This window comes from Mesorhizobium sp. P160927, assembly GCF_057766385.1.
On sequence record NZ_JBYMDW010000001.1, the window covers coordinates 4,623,522 to 4,644,965 of the forward strand.

The 21,444-nt window shown below is 63.0% G+C and carries 19 protein-coding genes, 1 tRNA gene and 1 pseudogene; 9 read left to right on the forward strand and 12 right to left on the reverse strand.

Features of this window, described 5'->3' with window-relative positions:
* Positions 1-303 precede the first annotated feature (303 nt).
* From AC3CB8_RS22555 to lipB, 7 genes are all read left to right on the forward strand, one after another.
* Positions 304-972 carry a LuxR C-terminal-related transcriptional regulator gene (locus AC3CB8_RS22555; protein ID WP_023769805.1) on the forward strand — a complete coding sequence of 223 codons (669 nt, stop codon included), beginning with the start codon at positions 304-306 and terminating at the stop codon, positions 970-972.
* A 123-nt stretch (positions 973-1,095) separates the two neighbouring features.
* Positions 1,096-2,286, forward strand: coding sequence for an aminotransferase class V-fold PLP-dependent enzyme (locus AC3CB8_RS22560; RefSeq protein ID WP_023782620.1), 1,191 nt, complete (start codon positions 1,096-1,098; stop codon positions 2,284-2,286).
* Between the two features lie 13 nt (positions 2,287-2,299).
* Entirely contained in the window at positions 2,300-3,262 is a 963-nt protein-coding gene (locus tag AC3CB8_RS22565) for an HpcH/HpaI aldolase/citrate lyase family protein (protein ID WP_023782621.1), read from the forward strand.
* Positions 3,263-3,283: 21 nt separating this feature from the next.
* Complete coding sequence (locus AC3CB8_RS22570; protein WP_023782622.1) at positions 3,284-4,468, forward strand: malate--CoA ligase subunit beta; 1,185 nt, start codon at positions 3,284-3,286, stop codon at positions 4,466-4,468.
* 13 nt (positions 4,469-4,481) lie between these two features.
* Positions 4,482-5,381, forward strand: a complete 900-nt coding sequence (gene sucD, locus AC3CB8_RS22575) for a succinate--CoA ligase subunit alpha (protein ID WP_352566875.1) — start codon at positions 4,482-4,484, stop codon at positions 5,379-5,381.
* A 185-nt stretch (positions 5,382-5,566) separates the two neighbouring features.
* Positions 5,567-5,651: transfer RNA gene (locus AC3CB8_RS22580), tRNA-Leu, on the forward strand.
* 142 nt (positions 5,652-5,793) lie between these two features.
* The gene (lipB, locus tag AC3CB8_RS22585; protein WP_023769800.1) at positions 5,794-6,537 is read left to right on the forward strand and encodes a lipoyl(octanoyl) transferase LipB; all 744 of its coding nucleotides are present in this window, start codon (positions 5,794-5,796) and stop codon (positions 6,535-6,537) included.
* A 7-nt stretch (positions 6,538-6,544) separates the two neighbouring features.
* Here the strand turns inward: lipB and AC3CB8_RS22590 are convergent, their stop codons facing one another.
* Together AC3CB8_RS22590 and AC3CB8_RS22595 are read right to left on the reverse strand one after the other, a co-directional pair.
* Positions 6,545-7,795 carry a site-2 protease family protein gene (locus tag AC3CB8_RS22590; protein ID WP_352566873.1) on the reverse strand — a complete coding sequence of 417 codons (1,251 nt, stop codon included), beginning with the start codon at positions 7,793-7,795 and terminating at the stop codon, positions 6,545-6,547.
* A gap of 494 nt (positions 7,796-8,289) precedes the next feature.
* Positions 8,290-10,251: a caspase family protein gene (locus AC3CB8_RS22595; protein ID WP_352566871.1), complete on the reverse strand. Its 1,962-nt coding sequence runs from the start codon at positions 10,249-10,251 to the stop codon at positions 8,290-8,292.
* Between the two features lie 204 nt (positions 10,252-10,455).
* Here AC3CB8_RS22595 and AC3CB8_RS22600 point away from each other — a divergent pair.
* Positions 10,456-10,779: pseudogene (locus AC3CB8_RS22600) on the forward strand (transposase); the annotation flags it as partial.
* 129 nt (positions 10,780-10,908) lie between these two features.
* Here the strand turns inward: AC3CB8_RS22600 and AC3CB8_RS22605 are convergent.
* The 7 genes from AC3CB8_RS22605 to AC3CB8_RS22635 form a co-directional block, all read right to left on the reverse strand.
* Entirely contained in the window at positions 10,909-11,367 is a 459-nt protein-coding gene (locus tag AC3CB8_RS22605) for an outer membrane protein (RefSeq protein WP_352566887.1), read from the reverse strand.
* A 782-nt stretch (positions 11,368-12,149) separates the two neighbouring features.
* Positions 12,150-12,878, reverse strand: a complete 729-nt coding sequence (locus AC3CB8_RS22610) for an ABC transporter ATP-binding protein (RefSeq protein WP_174361970.1) — start codon at positions 12,876-12,878, stop codon at positions 12,150-12,152.
* Positions 12,830-14,116: a lipoprotein-releasing ABC transporter permease subunit gene (locus AC3CB8_RS22615; protein ID WP_352566869.1), complete on the reverse strand. Its 1,287-nt coding sequence runs from the start codon at positions 14,114-14,116 to the stop codon at positions 12,830-12,832. Before AC3CB8_RS22615 ends, AC3CB8_RS22610 begins: the two co-directional genes overlap by 49 nt.
* Complete coding sequence (gene proS / locus AC3CB8_RS22620; RefSeq protein ID WP_352566867.1) at positions 14,113-15,441, reverse strand: proline--tRNA ligase; 1,329 nt, start codon at positions 15,439-15,441, stop codon at positions 14,113-14,115. Before proS ends, AC3CB8_RS22615 begins: the two co-directional genes overlap by 4 nt.
* A 652-nt stretch (positions 15,442-16,093) precedes the next feature.
* A complete protein-coding gene (locus AC3CB8_RS22625; RefSeq protein WP_352566865.1) occupies positions 16,094-16,378 on the reverse strand; it encodes a DUF1467 family protein in 285 nt (94 codons plus the stop codon).
* Positions 16,375-16,779, reverse strand: coding sequence for a methylmalonyl-CoA epimerase (mce, locus tag AC3CB8_RS22630; protein ID WP_352551671.1), 405 nt, complete (start codon positions 16,777-16,779; stop codon positions 16,375-16,377). Before mce ends, AC3CB8_RS22625 begins: the two co-directional genes overlap by 4 nt.
* A 47-nt stretch (positions 16,780-16,826) precedes the next feature.
* Positions 16,827-17,093 carry a hypothetical protein gene (locus AC3CB8_RS22635; RefSeq protein ID WP_352566863.1) on the reverse strand — a complete coding sequence of 89 codons (267 nt, stop codon included), beginning with the start codon at positions 17,091-17,093 and terminating at the stop codon, positions 16,827-16,829.
* Between AC3CB8_RS22635 and AC3CB8_RS22640 the strand changes: the two genes are divergently transcribed.
* The gene (locus tag AC3CB8_RS22640) at positions 17,093-17,413 is read left to right on the forward strand and encodes a hypothetical protein (RefSeq protein ID WP_352566861.1); all 321 of its coding nucleotides are present in this window, start codon (positions 17,093-17,095) and stop codon (positions 17,411-17,413) included. The genes AC3CB8_RS22635 and AC3CB8_RS22640 overlap by 1 nt on opposite strands.
* On the opposite strand, the gene AC3CB8_RS22645 is transcribed toward AC3CB8_RS22640, so the two are convergent.
* The 3 genes from AC3CB8_RS22645 to nuoN form a co-directional block, all read right to left on the reverse strand.
* Positions 17,403-19,073, reverse strand: a complete 1,671-nt coding sequence (locus AC3CB8_RS22645) for a ribonuclease J (RefSeq protein WP_023782629.1) — start codon at positions 19,071-19,073, stop codon at positions 17,403-17,405. The two genes, AC3CB8_RS22640 and AC3CB8_RS22645, sit on opposite strands and share 11 nt — an antisense overlap.
* Before the next feature lie 91 nt (positions 19,074-19,164).
* A complete protein-coding gene (locus AC3CB8_RS22650) occupies positions 19,165-19,986 on the reverse strand; it encodes a biotin--[acetyl-CoA-carboxylase] ligase (protein ID WP_023769788.1) in 822 nt (273 codons plus the stop codon).
* Positions 19,987-19,990: 4 nt separating this feature from the next.
* A complete protein-coding gene (nuoN, locus tag AC3CB8_RS22655) occupies positions 19,991-21,427 on the reverse strand; it encodes an NADH-quinone oxidoreductase subunit NuoN (RefSeq protein ID WP_488377344.1) in 1,437 nt (478 codons plus the stop codon).
* Positions 21,428-21,444: the final 17 nt, after the last annotated feature.

Consider the following 21,444-nt stretch of genomic DNA (forward strand, 5'->3'; position numbering starts at 1 on the left):
CCGACCACAAACAAGAAATTAGGAGCGGCGGAGTGATTCGATTTCGCAGCCTGTCGCTCCAACGCACGGGAATTGCAGCCGAAAAGTCCCGCTTGCGCAACGGCGTCGTTTTCGGCCGCCGCCACACTGTCCGGCGTGCGCGACCTGGTCGATTACGTCAAAAGCGGGTGCGCTTGTGGCCCGGTGGCGCGACAGCCGATGTCGCTGGGGAAAGAGCACCCGTGCGCCATTGGGGCAGAATTGTCATGACGCGGGTCCAGGCATCGGCTGGCCCCCAAGCCGCAACAAAAAAGCCGGAAGCCCTTGAAGATCAGGTCGCGGACAGAAGACAAGGCAATCGACGAGCGGCGTGTTCGCGTGGTCGTGGCCGAACGCAATCCGCTCGTCATATCGGCTCTGCGCGAAATGCTGGACTGCGACGGGCGCTTCGAGCTTTTGGCCTCCGTACAAAGCGGCAGGCATTTCCTGGAGCTTGCAGCGGTCCAGGAGTTCGATGTCGCCGTGATCGGCTGGAAGCTCTCCGACATGGACGGCGCTGATATCCTGGCCGAGGTCCAGGCCCGCAAGCTCGACGTGCGCATCACCGTCTTTTCCAACGACCACGACATCGGCATTCTGAAACAGTGCGTGCGCCTGGGGGCCCAGGGCTACTGCTTCCAGTTCGACGATCCCGCCATCATCTTCGATACGATCCTGGCTGTCGCGCACGGCCGCATCTGCATTCCCTATATCGACATCAACAAGGTCAACGACACGCCTCTATCCCGGCTTACCGTACGCGAGCGTGAACTGCTGGCGGTACTGTCCGACGGCTGGACCAATTTGCAGATTGCGACCCGGACCGGCATCTCCGAAAACACCGTGAAGTACCATCTCAAGAATCTCTACGACAAGCTCGACGTCCGCAACCGGGCGATGGCCGTCGCGCTCTATTCCCGAGAGAGGCGCACCCAGAAGCAGCCTTTCGGGTAGGCCTACCGGGTAGGCCCGCCCCACCCGCGCGCGGCGAGATATTACCCGCCAAGGTGTTGTTGGATTTGGCCGTCGAAACGAAACTCCCCTCACCGCTTTGCTGGATCAGGAGGAGTTCGCATCATGGCCGGTTTCACCCATCTCTTCATTCCCGGGCCGACCAACATCCCCGAGCAGGTACGCCAAGCGATGAACCTGCCGATGGAGGACATGCGCGCGGCCACCTTCCCCGACCTCACACTACCGCTGTTCGAGGACATCAAACGGGTCTTCAAGAACGAGACCGGCCGCGTCTTCATCTACCCGTGCTCGGGCACCGGAGCCTGGGAAGCGGCGATGACCAATGTGCTCAGCCCCGGCGACCGCGTGCTGATGTCGCGCTTCGGCCAGTTCTCGCATCTGTGGGTCGACATGGCAGAACGGCTCGGTTTCGAGGTCGAAATCATCGACTGCGAATGGGGAACCGGCGTGCCGCTGGAACTCTATGCGGAGCGGCTGAAGGCGGACAAGACGCACCGCATCAAGGCGATCTTCTGCACCCAGAACGAGACGGCGACAGGCGTCACCAGCGACGTCGCCGGCTGCCGCGCCGCGCTCGACGATGCGAACCACCCTGCCCTTCTTTTCGTCGACGGCGTCTCGTCGATCGGCTCGATCGACTTTCGCCAGGAAGAATGGGGCGTCGACTGCGCCGTCAGCGGCTCGCAGAAAGGTTTCATGCTGCCGGCCGGCCTCGGCTTCCTGTCGGTGAGCAAGAAGGCGCTCGTCGCTTCGAGAACCGCCACCCACCGGCGCTGCTTCTTCTCCTTCGAGGACATGATCCGCGCCAACGATGCCGGCTATTTCCCCTACACGCCGGCCACACAATTGCTGCGCGGCCTGCGCGCCTCGCTCGACCTGATCGCCGAGGAAGGGCTTGAGAACATCTTCGCCCGGCACCATCGCCTTGCCGAAGGCGTGCGCAAGGCGGTCGACGCGTGGGGCCTGAAGCTCTGCGCCAAGGCGCCGAAATGGCACTCGGACACGGTCAGCGCCATTCTCGTGCCGGATGGCATGGACAGCGGCGACGTCGTCAAGCGCGCCTACCAGGCGTACCAGACATCGCTGGGCGGCGGCCTCAACAAGGTGTTCGGCAAGGTTTTCCGCATTGGCCATCTCGGCTGGCTGAACGAGGTGATGGTGCTGGCCTCGCTTTCGGCGGCGGAAATGGCGCTGCTCGATTGTGGCGTCCGGCTGGCGCCGGGCTCCGGCGTCGGCGCCGCCATCCAGCATTTCCGCGCCTCGGCCGCGGTGCCGGTCGCCAAAGCCGCCTGAGGGAGTTGAAACGATGAGCCACACCATCAACCACCTCAAACAACTCAGGCTGCAGCGCAGCGAGCTGGCGGTCCCAGGCTCCAGCCCGGAGATGATTGACAAGGCGGCCAACAGCGCCGCCGACTTCGTCTTCCTCGACATTGAGGACGCCGTCGCGCCGCCCGACAAGGAACGCGCACGCAAGAACATCATCCAGGCCCTGAACGACATCGACTGGCGCGCCAAGGGCAAGACCGTTTCGGTACGCATCAACGGACTGGACACCCACTACATGTATCGCGACGTGGTCGACGTGATGGAACAGGCCGGCGGCCGGCTGGACACCATCCTGGTGCCGAAGGTCGGCGTTCCGGCCGATCTCTACATGGTCGAGGCCATGGTCAACCAGATCGAGATGGCCAAGGGCTTCAAGACCCGCGTCGGCCTGGAAGCGCTGATCGAGACCGCGCTCGGCATGGCCAATGTCGAGGCTATCGCCGCCGCCCCTGGACGGCTGGAAGCCATGCATTTCGGCGTTGCCGACTATGCGGCAAGCTGCAAGGCGCGGACGGTCAATATTGGCGGCCTCAACCCCGACTATCCCGGCGACCAGTGGCATTTCGCGCTGTCGCGGATGACCGTCGCCTGCCGCGCCTACGGTCTGCGCGCCATCGACGGACCGTTCGGCGATTTTTCGGATCCGGAAGGCTACAAGGCGGCCGCCAGGCGCGCCGCCGCGCTCGGCATCGAAGGCAAGTGGGCGATCCATCCCTCGCAGATTGCCTTGGCCAACGACGTCTTCTCGCCGCCGGAGAAGGAAGTCACGCGAGCTCGCCGCATCCTCGAAGTGCTGAAAGAGGCGGAGGCGCAGGGCAAGGGTGCCGCCGCGCTCGACGGCAAGATGATCGACGCCGCGTCGGAGCGCATGGCCAGGAATGTTCTGGTGGTCAACGACGCCATCGAACGCGCCGGCCAACAGCACGTCGCGGCACTTTGACGATTTGGGGAGGAGAAAAGAATGGACATTCACGAATACCAAGCCAAGGAACTGCTCGCCCGGCATGGGATCCATGTGCCGCGTGGCGGCCTTGCCTACAGCCCCGAACAGGCGACCTACCGGGCGCGCGAGATCGGCGGCGGCAAATGGGTGCTGAAGGCGCAGGTTCATTCCGGCGCGCGCGGCAAGGCCGGCGGCATCAAGCTCTGCGCCAATGACGAGGAAATTTCCAGCGCCGCCGAAGCCATGCTCGGGCGCAAGCTGGTGACGCACCAGACCGGCCCGCGCGGCAAGCTGATCTCGCGCCTCTATCTGGAGGAGGCCGTCGACATCGCGCAGGAGCTCTATCTTGGCTTCGTGCTCGACCGCAAGGAAGAGCGCGTCATGATCGTGGCCTCGGCCGCCGGCGGCATGGAAATCGAGGAGATCGCCGAGAAGGCACCCGATTCGATCATCCGCGCCACCGTCGATCCCGGCGTCGGCATGCAGCGCTTCCAGGCGCGCGAGATCGCCTTCGGGCTTGGGCTGGAGGATAGCCTGATCGGCAAGGCGACAGAGACCATCTTCAGCTGCTACCAGGTGTTCCGCGACTACGACGCCTCGATGCTGGAGATCAATCCGCTGGTGGTGACCCGCGACGGCAGCCTAGTGGCGCTTGACGCCAAGATGTCGTTCGACGAGAACGCGCTGTTCCGGCGACCCGAAATTTCCGAATTACGCGACAAAAGCCAGGAAGACCCGCGCGAAACCTTCGCCAGCGACCGCGGCCTCTCTTATGTCGGCCTCGACGGCAATATCGGCTGCATCATCAATGGCGCCGGGCTCGCCATGGCGACGATGGACATGATCAAGATCGCCGGCGGCGAGCCGGCGAACTTCCTCGACATCGGCGGCGGCGCTTCGCCCGAGCGGGTGGCGAAATCGTTTCGCGCCGTGCTCGGCGACAAGAATGTCGAGACCATCCTGGTCAACATCTTCGCCGGCATCAACCGTTGCGACTGGGTCGCCGAGGGCGTCATCAAGGCGATCCGCGAAGTCGGCGTCAACGTGCCGCTGGTGGTGCGGCTGTCCGGCACCCGGGCCGAGGAAGGACGCAAGATCCTGGCCGATTCCGGCGAGGCGGTGATCGTCGCCGATACGCTCGCCGAAGCCGCCGAAAAAGCCGTAGCCGCCTGGCGCGCGGTCACCAACAAAAAAGCAGCCTGAGGGAGGACGGAAAATGGCAATCCTGCTTAACCGCAGCACGCGCGTCATCGTGCAAGGTTTCACCGGCAAGATCGGCAGCTTCCATGCCGAGGACATGAAGCGCTACGGCACCAAGCTCGTCGGTGGCGTCACGCCCGGCAAGGGCGGCCAGACGCATCTCGGCCTGCCCGTCTTCAACACGGTCAAGGGCGCGGTGCGCGAGACCCGTGCCGAAGCCAGCATCGTCTTCGTGCCGCCGCCCTTTGCAGCCGATTCGATCATGGAAGCGGCGGATGCCGGGATAAAGCTCTGCGTCTGCATCACCGACGGCATCCCCTCGCAGGACATGATGCAGGTCAAGCGCTACATGCGCCGCTACCGCTTCGAGGATCGGATGCGGCTGGTCGGGCCGAATTGCGCCGGCATTATCACGCCGGGACAGGCGCTGATGGGCATCATGCCCGGCTCGATCTACCTGCCCGGCCGCATCGGCATTGTCGGCCGCTCGGGAACGCTGGGCTATGAAGCCGCCTCGCAGATGAAGGCGCTCGGCCTCGGCGTGTCGACCAGCGTCGGCATCGGCGGCGATCCGATCAACGGCTCCTCCTTCAAGGACGTTCTGAAGCTGTTCGAGCAGGACGACGAAACCGACGCCGTGGTGATGATCGGCGAGATCGGCGGACCGCAGGAAGCCGAAGCCGCGATCTGGGCGCGCGACAATATGAGGAAGCCGCTGATCGCCTACATCGCCGGCCTGTCCGCCCCCAAAGGCCGCCGCATGGGCCATGCCGGCGCCATCATCTCGGCCTTCGGCGAGTCCGCGCAGGAGAAGGTCGAGATCCTAAAAGAAGCTGGCGTCATCATCGTGCCGACCCCGTCCTCCTTCGGCGAGGTGGTGGCCGATACGCTGGCGCGGAGGAAGCAGGCGGCGTAGCCGCAGGATCGGGCGAAAGCCGCGGCGACGCAGTCTCCAAGACGCGCCGCCGCCCTCGTTTCCGGGCGCGCAAAGCGATTGATCCGTTATAGCCATTCCCAGCGATTAAATACTCGTGGCGCACTTGTTTCGCTGGAAACGATTTGCTACACGCCGCGAGCCGGTCGGTTCCGGCTCTACCACGTGCGGTCGTGGCGGAATTGGTAGACGCGCAGCGTTGAGGTCGCTGTGGGGCAACCCGTGGAAGTTCGAGTCTTCTCGACCGCACCAAATCATCCTGACGACACAGCTGCGACCTGCACCAGCAAGCACTCATTGTCTTGCCGGCGCGTCGGACGCTCGGCGCCCCGCGCGCGGCGAACTGGACGTTTCCGCCTGATATCGCCATATGGAAGGCGACAAGAGAGACGCCATGCCAGAACGCAGCCAGATCGCCACGTCGTTCCTGCCCTTGCCCGGTTCGGCCCCGGTCGAATGGCTGGTCGAGCCCGGCCTTACCGCCTATCCCGATGCGCTTGCCTTCATGGAGGCACGCGCCGAAGCGATCCGCGGCGGGGCTGCCGGCGAAATGGTCTGGCTGGTCGAACATCCGCCGCTCTACACCGCCGGCACCAGCGCCCGTATCGAGGACCTGATCGAACCTGACCGCTTTCCGGTCTTCGCGGCCGGACGCGGCGGCGAATACACTTATCACGGGCCTGGCCAGCGGGTCGCCTATGTCATGCTCGACCTGAAGCGCCGGCGCGAGGACGTGCGCGCCTTCGTCGCGGCGCTCGAACAGTGGATCATCGGCACGCTTGCCGCCTTCAACGTGCGCGGCGAACGACGAGAGGACCGGGTCGGCGTCTGGGTGGTACGGCCTGATCGCCCTGCTTTGCCCGACGGCTCGCCTGCCGAGGACAAGATCGCGGCAATCGGCATAAGGCTGCGGCGCTGGGTGAGCTTCCATGGCATCGCCATCAATGTCGAGCCGGACCTCTCCCATTTCGGCGGCATCGTGCCCTGCGGCGTCCAGGACCACGGCGTCACCAGCCTTGTCGATCTCGGCCTTCCCCTTGGCATGGCTGATCTTGATCTCGCGCTGAAATCCTCTTTCGAGGATGTGTTCGGCGCAGCTGCGGCCCTGGCCATCGAATCGGCCCGCAAGGCCGGCTGATCCGGCTTCAGAGAAGTTGCCCTGACGCCCACAGCACGCCGCAGCCATGGATGGCGAACACCGCCAGCAAGGCCCCGGCGATGACCAAACGGTCGACAGTACCGATCGGCTCCAGTTCGTGGCGTGGCTTCACCCCGCTGCCGACGGTGAGCAGGCTGAGGATCGAAAAGACCGCACCGGCCGCGAGCAGGAAGCCCAGGGAAAAACCGGCCCGCCAGCCAAGCGCCAGAAAGGCCGAAAGGAGCGAGAAGGACGCCAGCGCCAGGACGACCGGCCCCGGGCAGATCTGGCGCAGCACCTGGCCGCCGTCGAACTTCCACACCGGCACCAGATTGGCGATGTTGAACAGCGCGGCGCAGCCTGCGAGCGCGGCGAGCAGCGCGGCAGCCGCCTTGTGACCCTCGCCGCCGGCAAGCACGCTGGCGGCGATGACGATCGGCACCAGGAAGGCGGAGAACCCCGCCCCCATCAACGCCACGAAGGCCACTTCGAAACGGCTGTTATAGGGCCGGCCGCCAATGGCGATGCCGCCAAGCAGCGGGATGAAGATCATCCGCGCCCTGCGATGGCCCGTCAGCCGGAACGCCGCCATGTGGCCGAGTTCGTGCAGCGCCACCACCGATGTCAGGATCGCGGCCAGCGCCAGCCCGCCGAGGTGAAGGCCGAAGAACGGCCACAGCATCAATGCCGACAGTACGGCAAAGCCGACCTGGCTCAGCGGATGCTCGAACCAGCCACCCTTGCGATACTGCCCGGTTCTTGCCCAACGCTGCAGCTTGGAGAGCTCGCGGCGCATGGCGAAATAGCGAAACACCAGGAAAGCCACGCCACGGTACCGGTCGGTCCGGCTGAGCGTCACGCGCGTGCCGCTGCCCTCCGAAACCAGTTCGGCGGTCTCGCCATAGTCCTTCCAGAACGAGCCATCGAGCGCGGTGTCCTCGATCACCCGCATCGAGAAGCGGCTGCCCTCGACGACATCTTCAAACCGTGCCCTGCGCTCTATCGGCTTGCCATCGCGGCCTTCCCAAGACAGCGTGATACGGGCGACGCCCTCTTCGTCCAGCGGCTGCGCCGACAGGATATCGCCGGACCAGCCAGCATCGCTGCCGAGCGGCCACAGCGCCTGCCACAGGCGCTGCCGGTCCATCGCCACGATGCGGCTCGACCGGACTGTGCGCAAACCAAGCGGCACGGTCATCAGGATAAAGATCAGCCCTAGATTGCTGGCCACGAGAATGGCCGTGACGATGGGCGACACCTGGACGTTGCTCCCTGCCTTGGAGCCGCACCCTAACGTCGCGGCGGCAAGAAAAGCTTAACGGCGGGGTGGCATTGGCCATCGAGAAACAGCGAGGGCCGACGCCGCCAGATCACATGGCTCCGATCCAGATCGCCATGGAGACAAGAAACGCGCTCATGCAAACCAGCGAGATGACATCCTGAACCAGATCGGTCATAACTCTCTCCTGTTGTGGATATGTTTCTAATTTGTTCTAATTTTGTTCCATTGTCAACAAACAGAGGGGTATGGAGATAAGTCGGGAAATTAGCACGGTTAGTGAAGGGTTAACTGGCGGCGCAGCCCTCAGCGAGGACAAAACCTCGCCGTTCTCGGTCGGGCTGCGGTTTCGGCCGGCGACAAGGTCAAGATCGTCACCGACAAGTAGGTCGATGCCGGCGTTCAGGCGGCTGCGGAATGATGGGTTCGACGCTACCTGTCCTGACGGTGCGACCATGGCGTCGCAGTCGCCATCAGCCACTGTTGTCACTGTTGCCACTGTTGCCACTGTTGCCACTGTTGGTGTCGTGGTCGCCGCCAGTGCCACGCCAGGGCGATGGTCCGGTTTCCCCTGGCACCATCGGGACCTTTGGCGTAACGATCTTCGGCGGCGGCACTTTTGGCGCAGGTGTACGGATCACCTTTATCTTCGTGATGACTTTCGTCACCACCTTGGGCGTGCACACCGCGACCGCCAGCGTGCTTCGTTTGGGCAAAAGACCGAGTATGCCCATCGAATAAGCCTCTTGCCGCTCGATGCCGGCCTTGAGGAAAGCCAAGGCACGAACCGGATCGGCGGGCACGCCATTGCGACCTTCCTTGAAGATCATCGCAAGATCATTCATGGCGTTGATATACCCCATCGCTGCTGCCTTGAGCATGAGGTCAAGCCCCTTGCCGGTATCGCGCTGGACGCCGACGCCATTGAACAGGGCGCGGCCCCACGCGCTCATGGCGTAGGGATCGCCCCTGTCGGACGCTTGCGAATAGAAACCATTCGCTTGCGTGGCCTCCACGGGCATCCCTACTCCCGAGGAGGCGAGGTAGCCGAGTTCGTAGACGGCGCGGACGTGTCCCTTGTCGGACGCTTCCTGGATGGCCTTCCTGGCCTCCTCGATGTTGCCGCCGACGAGCAGCGCCCGCCCGAGTTCGTAACGGAAGCGGGCGACATCGGGATAGGCTTTCACCGCAGCCTCGCAGGCCTCGACCGCGCCGTCTGCGATCTCGTTAGGTAACCGGCCGGGGGCGACGCCTTGCAGGTCGAGCGGCTCGCCGGCAGCCTGGTCGCAGAGGTCGACGCTCGGCGACAGCTTCATCGTCGCCCGTTTCGACGCGTTGCCGGCGCGGATCTGAAAGTCAATCTCGACGGGAGCCGCCGAGCCGATCTGCGGCTCGTAGCGCAATTGGTCGACTTCAGCGGCCATCAGACTCGACTGCGGCGACAGGACGCGATCCGGCAGGGACAGCGTTCCAACTGCCGGATAGCCGGCGAGTTTGATCGAAACATCCTTGGCAGGAAAATCCAGCTTCAGCGCAACCGGACCGACGCCGACCGGGACGCTGATGTCGCGATTTTCGATAGCTTCGGTGGCAGTGGCGACCAGGGTTCCGCGCTCCGCCACCTGCTGGTTCTGCTGGGCGTCGGGCGCCGGCTGCACCGGTTGCCCCGCCGCGCGCATCAGCACGACATCGTCGATCAGCGAGGAGTTCTCCCACGGAACCTGCCTGCCATTGGTCGCCTTCACCACGTCGCGGCGCACGGCGGCCATGACGGCACCGATTTCCTGGTTCGGCGCCAGCGCACGGCGGGAAAAGGCGGATGAGAAGGGGCTGAGATCGCCGGACCCGTCATAAGCGACAGCGCCGGGCTCGGTGGCAAACGCAATCAGCGCATTCTGCGAGCCTGTTACCTGCGCGAGCCCGGTGCCGTCGGAGACGATCAATTGGGAGCGCAGCCAGTAGTCCTTGCGCGGGAACGGATTGTTGCGGCAAGCATCGAGGATGATCACCTGAATCTCCGACTTCGTGCGCAATTGTTGCAGCACGTCGTTAAGCCTTATTGTCTGCACCTCCATGTCGGCCGCAACCTTCAACGACGCATCGACCGGGATCAGGAAATTCTCGCCCCCGATCTGAAAGCCGTGGCCGGAATAATAAACGACGGCGAGATCAGCGCCGTCGGCGGCGGCCAGATAGTTGCGGAACTTCTCTTCGAATTGGAGCTTGGTCACGTCCTTGGCGACGAACACGTCGAAGCCGGCCTGCCGGAACGTGTTCGAAACGTCCTCAGCGTCCTTGTCCGGATTCTTGAGCGCCGGGATTTCCTGGTATTGCGAATTGCCGATCACGAGCGCAACCCTTCGGTCGGCGCGAGCGTCGAACGCCGAGAGGCTCATGAGGATCAAGGCAGCAAGGAACGCGTAGCGTTTCAGCATGGCAAAACCCATCCTCGTTATGGTCTGGTTGCCTAAACCGACATCAACCGGATGACCGGCTCTTCGGGGCAAGATTGAGGCCAGGAACGGGCATTGGCAAGCCCGAACCTTGGCCTGCTGCTGGTTTCGTGGACACCGAGATAAGGTGTTTAACGGAACTGGAGAGTTGGGATGCAGAGAAGGAAATTCAGCCGCGAGTTCAAGCTTGAGGCGGTGAGATTGATCAGGGATTTGCCGGAGGGGGCAATGCTTCTCGCCGACAAGGGTTATGATGCCAACGCATTGCGCACCGTGATCACCGAGCGAAAGGCATGGGCCAACATCTCGCCCAAGGCCAACCGCAAGGACCCGATCTGCTTCAGTCCTTTCCTCTACAAGGCGCGCAACTTCGTCGAGCGCTTCTTCAATAAAGCCAAGCAGTTCCGCCGCATCGCAACCCGCTACGACAAGCTAGCCGAGAACTATCTCGCCGCCCTCAAGCTCGTTGCAATCCGCATCTGGCTACGCGGTAATGAGTCTACGTCCTAGCCGACAGAGCTAAATCGATCTCCGTGTTCCTCCGATATGAGAAGTAGTGATTTGCGCCCGCGACGCGCCCGTTCGGGTAACAAAAAAGCCCCGCCGAAGCGGGGCCACGAAAGAGGCACAGTCCGAAAATCAGAACTTGTAGCTGAGTCCAACGCGAACATCGTTGGTTTTCAGATCAAGCCCGACAGGCTGTGTCGGGAAAGAGAACGGCGGAGATACCGATCCGCGGCTATAATCGGAATAGCGGTATTCGACGCGCCCAATCAAATTGTCAGTCACGGCATATTCAAGTCCAGCGCCGAGCGTCCAGCCAACCCTGGTGTCGCTGATCTCGCTTGACCCACCCAGAAAATTGGTTGCGCCGGAGTATTTAGCGAATGCGACACCGCCAGTTACATATGGCAAGAAACGATCGAATGCGTAGCCGGCGCGCAGGCGTGTCGATCCGAACCATTGCAAATCACTGCTTGCGAAGGCACCAGGGAACGCAGGAAACGCATTATCGTCCGACTTGGAGTCGGCGAAATTGATGTCCGCTTCAACACCGACGACATAATTACCATCGAACTTTAAAGCCGGCGAATGCACCGCCAAAGCCGCCTTTAGGATCGCCGGAGGTGCTGATGTAGGGTTGGTCAGCGGGAGACCCCGCACCCTCGTAAGTTGAACTTCCCCAAACGTACCCGGCCTGCGCGCCCACGTAGACACCGGTCCAATTATAAGCCGCAGACTGGATCGGTTGGGGGGAAAGAACCGCCGCCAATGCGGGGGTGGCAATCGCAAGCGAAACCAGAAAGGCAAACTTAAGTGGGCATCGGGCTATTCCTTTGGCCTGCGGTGGAGAAGCGAATTCCACGTGTCATTTTTAGATGGTCCCGTAGAAAGCGATCTAACTTTTCTGCCACAAACTGAAAATCTATTTGATCGCCACCCAAAGGCGAGAACGTCCGAGTTCGACCTGAGTTCGTGGGGTTACGGCTCCAGTACCAAACGTCAGACTTTGACCACTAGCCGGCTGGCACCTGGTATTCAGACGCGCCCGGCCGCCGCATGTCGGAATTCAAAGTCCCTTCGGAATGTCTCAGGTAGGGGATTGCTGCCATGCTTTTCGTTGCGAGTGATCTGAGGAGGGCCCGGGAGCCGGTTAACCCTTCGCTAACCGTGCTAATTTCCCGAGCTATCTCCATACCCCTTGTCAACGAACAGAATTCGACCGCATCCAGAATTTCGGGGCGATCAGATTGGCAGGGTTAAGAAAAGGTTGACTGGCCTACGCCTATCAATAGGTAGGGAAGACTACAGCTCCGGGCACTCGCGAAACAACCGCATGTGTTGAGCTTCATGCAGGTCCGCAATGCCTGACGCACAGCCTAAAGCGGCACCACCTTGCCGTCGGCCAACGTGACGCGCCGGTCCATGCGCGATGCCAGCTCGTGATTGTGGGTGGCGATCAGTGCCGCGAGGCCCGATTGCCGCACCAGCGCCTCCAGCGCCTCGAACACGTAGGAGGCTGTGACCGGGTCGAGGTTGCCGGTCGGCTCGTCGGCCAAAAGCACCAGCGGCGCATTGGCGACCGCACGCGCGATGGCGACGCGCTGCTGCTCGCCGCCGGACAGCTCGGACGGCCGATGCGATGCACGCTTGCCGATCTGCATGTAGTCGAGCAGTTGCGCCGCGCGCTCGGACGCCTCCTTGCGCGGCAGGCCCTTGATGAGCTGCGGCATCATGATGTTTTCCAGCGCGGAAAACTCCGGCAGCAAATGATGGAACTGATAGACGAAGCCGACATCGTTACGGCGGATCGAGGTGCGCTCGTCGTCGGACAACCGGCCACAGGCGCGACCGGACAGGATCACGTCGCCGGCATCCGGCCGCTCCAGCAGCCCGGCCGTATGCAGCAGCGTCGATTTGCCGGTGCCCGACGGGGCCACCAGCGCCACCATTTCACCGCGCCGCAGCGCGAAATCGGCGCCGTTCAGGATGGTGAGCTTGCGCGGCCCCTGAACGTAGTGCCGTTCGACGCTCTTCAGTTCGATAATGACCTCGGCCACTACTCGTACCTCAAGGCTTCGACCGGATCGAGGCGGGCCGCCCGCCATGCCGGAAACACCGTGGCCAGGAAGGACAGCGCAAGCGCCATGATGATGACATAGGTCGTCTCGCGCGGATCCATCTTGGCCGGCAACTGGCTGAGGAAATAGAGCTCCGGGTTGAACAGCACCTTGCCTGTCATCCAGGAGAAGAACTGGCGTATCGATTCGATGTTGGTGCAGATCACGACGCCGAGCAGCACGCCGGCGAGCGTCCCCGTCACGCCGATCGCCGCCCCCGTCATCAGGAAGATGCGCAGGATGGCGCCGCGCGAGGCGCCCATGGTGCGCAGGATGGCGATGTCATGCCCCTTGTCCTTCACCAGCATGATCAGTCCGGAAATGATGTTGAGTGCCGCCACCAGCACGATCAGCGTCAGGATCATGAACATGACGTTGCGTTCGACCTGCAGAGCCGAAAAGAAGGTCTCGTTGCGCTGGCGCCAGTCGATCATGTCGATCGGCCGCTGCGCCGCCGCTTCCACCTTGGGTTTCAGCGCGTCGACATCATCGGGATTGTCGACATAGATCTCGATCGTCTGCGCGCGACCGTCCATGTTGAAGTAGAGCTGCGCTTCGGAGAACGGCATGTAGACGATCGACGTGTCATATTCAGACATGCCGACCTCGAAGATCGCCGCGATCTTGTAGCCCTTCATGCGCGGCGTGGTGCCGAGCGGCGTCACATCCCCGTCCGGCGAGATCAAGGTAATGGTGTCGCCGAGCGTCAGGCCGAGATTCTCGGCCATGCGCTTGCCGATGGCGACGCCCTCGCCGGTATCGAAATCGGCGAGCGTGCCTTGCTTGATGTTGCTGGCCACGATGGCGATCTTGCCGAGATCTTCACCCCGGATGCCGCGCACCAGCGCGCCAGTGCCGCCGCCGACATTGCCTTGCGCCAGCACCTGGCCGTCGATCAGCGGGATGGCGTATTTGACCCCGGGTACGCCGTTGATGCGGCTGGCGACCTGGGCATAGTCCTCAAGCGGCGAATCGAGCGGCTGCACGATCAGATGGCCGTTGACGCCGAGGATGCGCGTCAAAAGCTCGGCGCGGAATCCGTTCATCACCGCCATGACCACGATCAGCGTGGCAACGCCCAGCATGATGCCAAGAAAAGAAATCGAGGCGATCACCGAGATCACCGTCTCCTTGCGCCGCGAACGCAAATAGCGCCAGGCGACCGTGCGCTCGAAGATGGAAAAAGGGCCGGCGCCGGCCGACCTCGCTGCCGCTGCCTCGCTCATGCGGCGGCACCGAAGCGCTTTGCCGCGTCGGCGATCGGCAGCGTCACGCGCTCGCCGGTCTTGCGATTCTTGATCTCGACCTCGCCGGCGGCGACGCCGCGCGGCCCGACGATCACTTGCCAGGGCAGGCCGATCAGGTCGGCGGTGGCGAATTTGCCGCCCGGCCGCTGGTCGGTGTCGTCATAGAGCACATCCTTGCCGGCGGCGGTGAAGGCGGCGTTGAGTTCGTCGCAGACGCGATCGCAGTCGGCATCGCCCGCCTTCATGTTGATCAGGCCGATATCGAACGGCGCCACCGCTTCCGGCCAGATGATGCCGTTCTCGTCATGGCTGGCCTCGATGATCGCCGCGACCAGCCGCGACGGGCCGATGCCGTAGGAGCCGCCCGAGGCGAAATGATCCTTGCCGTCGGGCCCCGTCACCTTGGCGCCCATCGGCTTCGAATATTTCTCGCCGAAGTGGAAGATATGGCCGACTTCGATGCCGCGCGCCGAGACCCGGTCGCCTGTCGGAACCTTCTCCCAGGCCGCCTCGTCATGCATCTCGTCGGTGGCGGCGTAAGGCGTCGTCCAGGTCTTGACGATATCTGATATCTCGCCGTCATTGGCGAAGTCCGTGTTCGCGCCGGGCACGGCAAGCGACAGGTAATCGCGGTGGCAGAAGACCTGGCTTTCACCAGTGTCGGCCAGGATGATGAATTCGTGGCTAAGATCTCCGCCGATCGGGCCGGTGTCGGCCCGCATCGGAATGGCCTGCAGGCCCATGCGCGTGAAGGTCCTGAGATAGGACACGAACATCCTGTTGTAGGCGGCTCTCGCGCCTTCGAAGTCGAGATCGAAGGAATAGGCGTCCTTCATCAGGAATTCGCGCGAGCGCATGACGCCAAAGCGCGGTCGCACCTCGTCACGGAACTTCCACTGTATATGGTAGAGATTGAGCGGCAGGTCCTTGTAGGATTTGACGTAGGCGCGAAATATCTCGGTGACCATTTCCTCGTTGGTCGGACCGTAGAGCATGTCGCGATCCTGCCGGTCCTTGATGCGCAGCATCTCCTTGCCGTAGTCGTTGTAACGGCCGCTCTCGCGCCACAGATCGGCCGACTGGATGGTCGGCATCAGGATCTCAAGCGCACCGGCGCGGTTCTGCTCCTCGCGGATGATCTTGCAGACCTTGTCCAGCACCCGTTTGCCCAGCGGCAGCCAGGAAAAACTGCCTTGCCCCTGCTGGCGGATCATGCCGGCGCGCAGCATCAGCCGATGCGAGACGATTTCGGCCTCGCGCGGGTTCTCTTTGAGGATAGGCAGGAAATAGCGCGACAAACGCATGAACAGGTCCGTGAATGAGAATGGCCACGCCAGAATCGGCGCGGCGCAGGCTTGCTTGCCCCGGCTTCATAGCGATTTCATGACCGAATGGAAACCCGGCGATCCAACCACGCCAGCCCCTTCAGGGCCGGAATCCCTCGCTTCCGGATCGACCCGCGCCGACAATGGAACGCACCGAACCTCTTCGGGTTTGGCCGTCAATTCTTTGCGCGCGTCAATTGCGAACATGCCGCAAAGGCTCTGTCGACCCTGACTGGACGTTTCAAAAGCAAAGCCTGCCGCACTATTGTGCAGTGCAGCACGAGAATGCCCGATTCAAGGCAAAATTCTTCGTGACATTTTCATTTCCGTTGGGCTAATGTGCCCCGATAACCGAGAGGGCAGAAAAAAATCTGCTCTCCTACGCGGTCAAAGTCTTGGGAGGATGCGATCTAGGCGCGGTTACTCGCTGCCGCCGGATACCGGAAACAGATCGGACGCGTTTAATTGCAAGGCCTTGTGCCTTGCATTTTTTTTGTGCAATCATCTGGTTAGCGCCGCAGATTGGCAGGCTACATGACGTTGCGTCATCAGCCAGCGGCCGGCAGACAGGGCGGCATCTTAATTCCGTCCGCGGCACTCCGATCTTATCGGAGCACCCTTGCCGCGACGTCTATTTCCCTGGGGTCGGACTGAAATCCGGCACGATGTGCGGGATGTCGTTGAGGCTATATCCCAGCCCGTGCGTCAGGCCGTAGAAAATGCCCATCAGGACCGCCGTTGCGATGGTGGTGCGGATCACGGCACGCAGCATATGCGGGCCGCGCGGCGCGCTCGGCACCGTGCCCAGCGTCACGTCGTGATCGTCGTCCTGCGTTCTGACACTGAACGGCAGAACGGCAAACAGCACCACCCACCAGGTCGCGAAAAACAGCGCGGTGAACGAGACCCAGTTCATGATTGCTCCAGTTCGATCAGCGTGCCGAAGAAATCCTTCGGATGTAGGAACAACACCGGCTTGCCGTGCGCGCCTGGCTTGGGATTGCCGTCGCCAAGCACCCGGGCACCGGCGGCCCTGAGATGGTCGCGCGCGGCCAGGATGTCGTCGACCTCGTAGCAGAGATGATGCATGCCGCCGGACGGGTTCTTCTCGAGGAATGCCGCGATTGGCGAGCCCTCGCCAAGCGGCTCCAGCAACTCGATCTTGGTGTTGCCGACATCGACGAACACCACGGTGACGCCATGCTCCGGCAACGCCTGCGGCTCGGTCACTTCGGCGCCGAGCGTGTTGCGGTAAGCTGCAACGGCGGCGGTCAAATCCGGCACCGCAAGCGCGACATGGTTCAGCCGTCCGAGCATGTCCGAGCTTTTTCTCCCAGGTCCAACGACTGGCGTCATACGTCAAATCAGCCGAGATCAACAGCCTTTCGCGAGGAGCGCACTGTCGCACCTGTCGCGACCGGCAGCCACAAAGGACAAAGGCCAATGTCCGGAACCAGCCCACCCGCCCCCGCGTTTTCACCTTCGATCTCGGGTCGTTCAAAATTGCCGCTCTGCTCGATGCCGTCGATGTCAGAGACGGGCTTGCATCGGTATTCGCGGCCGGACAGCCGCCGGCGGCCGTGCTCGAACTCGCGGTCTCGAACTTCATCGACCAGGATCGCTACGAGCATTGCTTCATCCCGATGCTGATCGATACCGGTTCGAAAGCGACGGACAGCAATTGCTGATCTGGTCGGACGCTTTCCTGCATTATGTCGTGTCGATCCAGCGTCCTCGGTGGCATGCCGATTTCGACGACGACAAGGAAAAGGCAATCGAGGCCCGCAAAAGCGGCTGCTCAGCATGGCTGCCGAACGGCACCTGCTCGTCGCCGGCCACCGCATGCCGTTTCCGGGCCTGGGCTTATGTCGAGCGGACAGACCATTCCTTTCGCTGGATTCCGGTCAGCTATCAGCTGGACATCCGAGCCCCCGCCTCCGTCACCGGGTGACGAAAACCGTCACCAGCGGTTTCTTGCCCCAGGCTTCATTAGCCGCGCCGCGCACCGCGCGCCGCACCGCCTCCTGCACCAGGTCGAGGTCCTTGCGGCGCTGGCGGGGGATCGAATCGACCGCACCGACGGCCGCATCGATCATCAGGTCCTCGAGCGTCTCGCCACGGGCATCGGTTTCGGCGACGCCAATGGCGACCAGATCGGGATCGCCGGCCAGTTCGTACTTGTCATCAAGCACGACATTGACCGCGACATGACCGGCAAACGACAGCTTGCGCCTGTCGCGAATACCCATCGCCTGATCGCTGCCGATCAGATTGCCGTCCTTGTAGACGCGGCCGAACGGCACCTGGTCGATGATCGTGGCGGGACCAGGAGCGAGCCGCAGCATGTCGCCGTCTCGCACTTGCGCCACCTGGCCGATGCCGGAGGTCGACATCAGCGAGCCCTGCGCCACCAGATGCGCGGCCTCGCCATGCACGGGAACGCCGATCCGCGGGCGCACCCATTCATACATCTTGCGCAGTTCACTGCGCCGCGGGTGGCCGGAGACGTGCACCAGAGCATCGCCGTCCTCGATTATCTTGATGCCGAGATCGATGAGGCGGTTCTTGATCTCGAGGATCCCCTTCTCGTTGCCGGGAATGGTGCGCGAGGAAAACACCACCGTGTCGCCCGCCGTCAGCGACACCGATTTCATTTCGTCGCGCGACAGCTTGGCAAGTGCCGCCAACGGCTCGCCCTGGCTGCCGGTGCAGATGATGACCAGGTTCTCGCGTGGGATGAAGCCGAAATCCTCCTCGGCGATGAACTCCGGCAGGCCGTCCATGTAGCCAAGCTCGCCGGCCACATCGATGACGCGCTTCAACGAGCGCCCTAGCACAAGGCACTGGCGGCCGGCATCGCGCGCTGCCCTGGCGATGGAAACGATGCGTCCGACATTGGAGGAGAAGGTGGTGACGGCGACGCGGCCCTTGGCGGCCTGGATCACGCCTTTCAGCCCCTCGCCCACGGCCACTTCCGAAGGCGACTCGCCTTCGCGCAGCGCATTGGTCGAATCGCAGATCAGCGCCAGCACGGCTTTGTCGCCATAGGCGCGGAACCGCGCCTCGTCGGTCTTGGGACCGATTGTCGGCTCCGGATCGATCTTCCAGTCGCCGGTATGGATGACGGTGCCGGCCGGCGAGGTGATCGCCAGCGACATGGGTTCGGGAATGGAGTGTGCCACCGGAATGGCTTCTATCTCGAAGGGACCGACCGTGAACTTTTCGCCCGCCCGGTAGATCGTCAGCGGGATCTTCGGCGCGCCCTGCACGCCCTGACGCTTGGCTTCCAGCAGCCCGGCGCTGAACGGCGTCATCCAGACCGGCGCCTTCAGCTTCGGCCAGATGTCGAGCAGCGCGCCGTAGTGGTCCTCATGCGCGTGGGTGATGATGATGCCGCGCAGATCGGCGAGGTTCTCCTCTATGAAGCGCGTGTCGGGCAGGATCAGGTCGACGCCTGGATGCGCCGCGTCGGGAAAGGTAACGCCGACATCGATGACGATCCATTCGCGCGCGCTCGGCGGGCCGTAGCCGTAGAGGGCGAAGTTCATGCCGATCTCGCCGACGCCGCCGAGCGGCACGAAGACGAGTTCGGCGTTGTCCGCTTTCGCCATGATTTTTTCCTTCCTGACCCTCAGGCCAAGCCGTTAAAGCAATTCCAGCAAGTGCCTACCGGTTTTCCGTCCGGAATCGCTCAAAAACAAATTATATCCGCGCGGACGCCACCGCGCCGAAATGCACATCGCCGGCGGCGACCGTCAGGACAGACCCCTCATCGTCGCGGATCACGAAACGGCAGTCCTCGTCAATGGTCTCGAACACGCCACGCACCACATTACCGTCAATTCTGACAGCAACCTCGCCGCCAAGGCCGGCCGCGCGGGCCAGCCAACGCTTCCTGATGGCGGCAAGGCCACGTCCTTCGTCCCACAGGCGGGCATTCTCGCTCCAGGCATCCGACAGCGCCAGGAACAGCGTTTCGGCATCGCAAGCCGCGCCCAACGCATGAAGCGATGTCGCGGGATAAGGCAAATCCCGCGGGTGCGCCACCACATTGACCCCGATGCCCACCGCCACCGCGAAGCGGCTACCGTCAAGCATCGCCGACTCCAGCAGGATGCCGGCCAGCTTGGCGCCGGAGGCGAGCACATCGTTCGGCCATTTCAGCTCGAAGCGGTTCTGTCCCTGGCTCGCTCCGTCGAGGCCTATCGCGATGCGGCCCTTCGGCACCACCGCGTCGAGCGCGTCGGCCAGCGCGAGCCCCGCGACGAAGCCGAGCGTTGCGGCAAGGCGCAGTTCCCCGCCGGTGATGAGGAGCAGCGTCGCCGCCAGATTGCCTTCTGGCGTTGCCCAGGCACGGCCACGCCGGCCGCGCCCGCTTTCCTGCTTCTTGGAAACGACCCAGAGCTTGCCTGGGTCGCCCGCCCGGGCATGGTCCAGCGCCAACGCGTTGGTGGAGCCGACACTGTCATGCGCCTCGAGCCGGAACCCTTCCGACGCCGAGGTTGGAGCCAGCCGAAATGCCATCCCGTCAGAAAAATGTCTTGGCGGCGGCTTCGGCATAGGTGCCGATCGGCCCGCCGATCAGCACGTAGAACAGCACGAAGGCGCCACTGACGCCGAGCACGACACGCAACTCGCTGGCCATCGGCACGAAGCCGCCGACCGGCTCATCGAACCACATGATCTTGATGATGCGCAGGTAGTAGTAAGCGCCAACCACGGAAGCCAGCACGCCGATGATTGCCAGCGCATAGAGATTGGCGTTGATGGCGGCGAGGAAGACGTACCACTTCCCCCAGAAGCCGGCGAGCGGCGGAATGCCGGCCAGCGAGAACATCAGGATGGTCAGGATCGTCGCCATGACAGGGTTGGTCGACGAGAGGCCGGCGAGATCGCTGATCTGCTCGACATTGCCTTCCTTGCGCCGCATGGCGAGGATGAAGGCAAAGGTGCCTAGCGTCATTACCAGGTAGATCAGCATGTAGATGGCGACGCCGCGCACGCCGGCCTGGCTGTTGGCGGCAAGGCCGACCAGCGCGTAGCCCATATGGCCGATCGAGGAATAGGCCATCAGCCGCTTGATATTGGTCTGACCGATCGCGGCGAAGGAGCCAAGCGCCATCGAGGCGATCGAGATGAAGACGATGATCTGCTGCCAGTCGGAAGCGATCGGCTTGAACGCGCCCATGGTGACGCGCACGATCAGCGCCATCGCCGCCATTTTCGGCGCTGCCGCCAGGAAGGCCGTCACTGGTGTCGGTGCGCCCTCATAGACGTCTGGCGTCCACATGTGGAACGGCACCGCCGAGATCTTGAAGGCAAGCCCGGCCAACACGAAAACCAGGCCGAAGACGAGGCCAAGCTGGCGCTCGCCGCCGCCAAGCGCGGTGGCGATCTCCTGGAAGCCGGTGTTTCCGGTGTAACCATAGACCAGGCTGATGCCGTAGAGCAGCATGCCAGACGACAGCGCCCCGAGGACGAAATATTTCAGACCGGCTTCGGTCGAACGCAGATTGTCGCGATTGATCGCCGCCAGCACATAGATCGCAAGCGACTGCAGTTCGAGGCCGAGATAGAGCCCGATCATGCCGTTGGCCGAGATCATCAGCATCATGCCGAGCGTGCAAAGCAGGATCAGCACCGGATATTCGAACTTGTCGAAACGCTCCGCCTTGGCAAAGCGCATCGACATGATCAGCGTCACCGCCGAGCCGATCAGCGCCAGCACCTTCATGAAGCGGGCGAAGAAATCCTGGATGAAGGCATTGCCATAGGCGCTGCCCTGCCCTGGGTGGAAGATCAGCCAGGCGCCTGCGATCACCAGCACGGCGACGGCAAGGCCGGTCACCGTGTTGGCGGTGTTGGAACGCGAATAGGCCCCGACCATCAGCAGCGCGAGCGCGCCGATGGCAAGGATCAGCTCGGGCGTCGAGAGCGACAGGCTGGAGAGAAGGTCCGGCGTCATGGTTCGCAAAACCCCCT

Excerpts from the sequence above, each read along its gene's own strand:
- AC3CB8_RS22560 (WP_023782620.1), top strand. The coding sequence starts at position 1,096 with ATGGCCGGTTTCACCCATCTCTTCATTCCCGGGCCGACCAACATCCCC.
- AC3CB8_RS22565 (WP_023782621.1), top strand. The coding sequence starts at position 2,300 with ATGAGCCACACCATCAACCACCTCAAACAACTCAGGCTGCAGCGCAGC.
- AC3CB8_RS22570 (WP_023782622.1), top strand. The coding sequence starts at position 3,284 with ATGGACATTCACGAATACCAAGCCAAGGAACTGCTCGCCCGGCATGGG.
- sucD (WP_352566875.1), top strand. The coding sequence starts at position 4,482 with ATGGCAATCCTGCTTAACCGCAGCACGCGCGTCATCGTGCAAGGTTTC.
- lipB (WP_023769800.1), top strand. The coding sequence starts at position 5,794 with ATGCCAGAACGCAGCCAGATCGCCACGTCGTTCCTGCCCTTGCCCGGT.
- AC3CB8_RS22595 (WP_352566871.1), bottom strand. The coding sequence starts at position 10,251 with ATGCTGAAACGCTACGCGTTCCTTGCTGCCTTGATCCTCATGAGCCTC.
- AC3CB8_RS22610 (WP_174361970.1), bottom strand. The coding sequence starts at position 12,878 with ATGGCGGGCGGCCCGCCTCGATCCGGTCGAAGCCTTGAGGTACGAGTA.
- AC3CB8_RS22615 (WP_352566869.1), bottom strand. The coding sequence starts at position 14,116 with ATGAGCGAGGCAGCGGCAGCGAGGTCGGCCGGCGCCGGCCCTTTTTCC.
- proS (WP_352566867.1), bottom strand. The coding sequence starts at position 15,441 with ATGCGTTTGTCGCGCTATTTCCTGCCTATCCTCAAAGAGAACCCGCGC.
- AC3CB8_RS22625 (WP_352566865.1), bottom strand. The coding sequence starts at position 16,378 with ATGAACTGGGTCTCGTTCACCGCGCTGTTTTTCGCGACCTGGTGGGTG.
- mce (WP_352551671.1), bottom strand. The coding sequence starts at position 16,779 with ATGCTCGGACGGCTGAACCATGTCGCGCTTGCGGTGCCGGATTTGACC.
- AC3CB8_RS22635 (WP_352566863.1), bottom strand. The coding sequence starts at position 17,093 with ATGCTCGTAGCGATCCTGGTCGATGAAGTTCGAGACCGCGAGTTCGAG.
- AC3CB8_RS22645 (WP_023782629.1), bottom strand. The coding sequence starts at position 19,073 with ATGGCGAAAGCGGACAACGCCGAACTCGTCTTCGTGCCGCTCGGCGGC.
- AC3CB8_RS22650 (WP_023769788.1), bottom strand. The coding sequence starts at position 19,986 with ATGGCATTTCGGCTGGCTCCAACCTCGGCGTCGGAAGGGTTCCGGCTC.
- nuoN (WP_488377344.1), bottom strand. The coding sequence starts at position 21,427 with ATGACGCCGGACCTTCTCTCCAGCCTGTCGCTCTCGACGCCCGAGCTG.